The sequence below is a fragment of the Enterococcus sp. S53 genome, assembly GCF_016516865.1.
Lineage (GTDB): Bacteria > Bacillota > Bacilli > Lactobacillales > Enterococcaceae > Enterococcus_D > Enterococcus_D innesii.
Genome location: NZ_JACVUH010000058.1, coordinates 1 through 963, shown reverse-complemented (window position 1 = coordinate 963; position 963 = coordinate 1). Strand labels below are relative to the sequence as shown.

Annotated in this window: 3 protein-coding genes; all 3 read left to right on the top strand. The window is 39.8% G+C overall.

Going from position 1 to position 963, the window contains the following annotated elements; all coding sequences use genetic code 11:
• Positions 1-28: 28 nt before the first annotated feature.
• From IAE45_RS18640 to IAE45_RS18630, 3 genes are read left to right on the top strand one after another with little or no spacing between them, the layout of a single operon-like run.
• Positions 29-151 (top strand): HeH/LEM domain-containing protein, encoded by a 123-nt coding sequence (locus IAE45_RS18640; RefSeq protein WP_071859285.1) that lies wholly within the window; start codon positions 29-31, stop codon positions 149-151.
• 3 nt (positions 152-154) lie between these two features.
• A complete protein-coding gene (locus IAE45_RS18635; protein ID WP_087627964.1) occupies positions 155-433 on the top strand; it encodes a hypothetical protein in 279 nt (92 codons plus the stop codon).
• Positions 423-794, top strand: a complete 372-nt coding sequence (locus IAE45_RS18630) for a phage head-tail adapter protein (RefSeq protein ID WP_194185611.1) — start codon at positions 423-425, stop codon at positions 792-794. Before IAE45_RS18635 ends, IAE45_RS18630 begins: the two co-directional genes overlap by 11 nt.
• Positions 795-963 lie beyond the last annotated feature (169 nt).

Genomic DNA, 963 nt, shown 5'->3' with positions numbered 1-963 from the left:
CGGGGGAGTAACAACGCCTAACGCTCGTATGGCGACTGTAGACTATTCTAGCCTTACGGTTCCAGAACTAAAAGCGTTGTTAGACGAGCGTGCAATTGATTATGCAAGCAACGCTAAGAAGCAAGATTTGATTGATCTATTGGAGGGATGATGAATGAACGATCAAGTGTTTATTGATGAATTCAAGGAACGTTTTCGTATTTTTCATTCGTCCGAAGATGAAAGTATTGGCAAACAATTGGAAAGTGGGTTTGCCGATATCAAATCGATCATTGGAGAGTTCGATCCTACAAAGTATGAGAAGGGCAAAGAGTTGGTTTATGAGCGTACTCGTTATTTAAGAAACGAGGCCCTTGAATACTTTTATGACAACTTCCAGATGATGATTATGGATGCTTCGATAGATTTAGTAGGTGATCAAGTTGCCGATTAAAACAAAATATGAAAGACCTGAAATTGTAGCCGGTGATTTAAACACGCCGGTTACTTTTTTTGAAGTAAAACCAAACGATGGACCTGAACCGGGTGAACAAGAAAACAAGAAATTGTATTACTGTACTTGCTTGGTCTACAATCCTTCTTCTAAGGATAGAGATATTCTTAGCGGCAAAGGAACAAAAAAAGCTGTCACAATCAAGATTCGGGATCCATTCACAGATTATTTGCCAAACAATGCGCATAAAGTAGTCTTGGATGATTTCCGATACAAAGATGATGTATGGGATATTGTAGATTTTGCGCCTGATGTTGAGAATAACGATTTTCTTAAAATCATCTTGGGGGTGACTTCATGAGCGTTTCAGTTAAAGGCGTGGATGAGATTCTAAAGAATCTCGAAGCCAAGCTTGGTCCTGCAAGAACCAATCGAATCGTAAATAAGTCGCTTAAGAACTATGGGCAAAAACTGCAGCAAGATGTGCAAGAGGCGGTATCCAGTTACATGGATACTGGTGAAACGCATGA

Coding starts and splice junctions, on each gene's coding strand:
- IAE45_RS18635 (WP_087627964.1), top strand. CDS start 155: ATGAACGATCAAGTGTTTATTGATGAATTCAAGGAACGTTTTCGTATT.
- IAE45_RS18640 (WP_071859285.1), top strand. CDS start 29: ATGGCGACTGTAGACTATTCTAGCCTTACGGTTCCAGAACTAAAAGCG.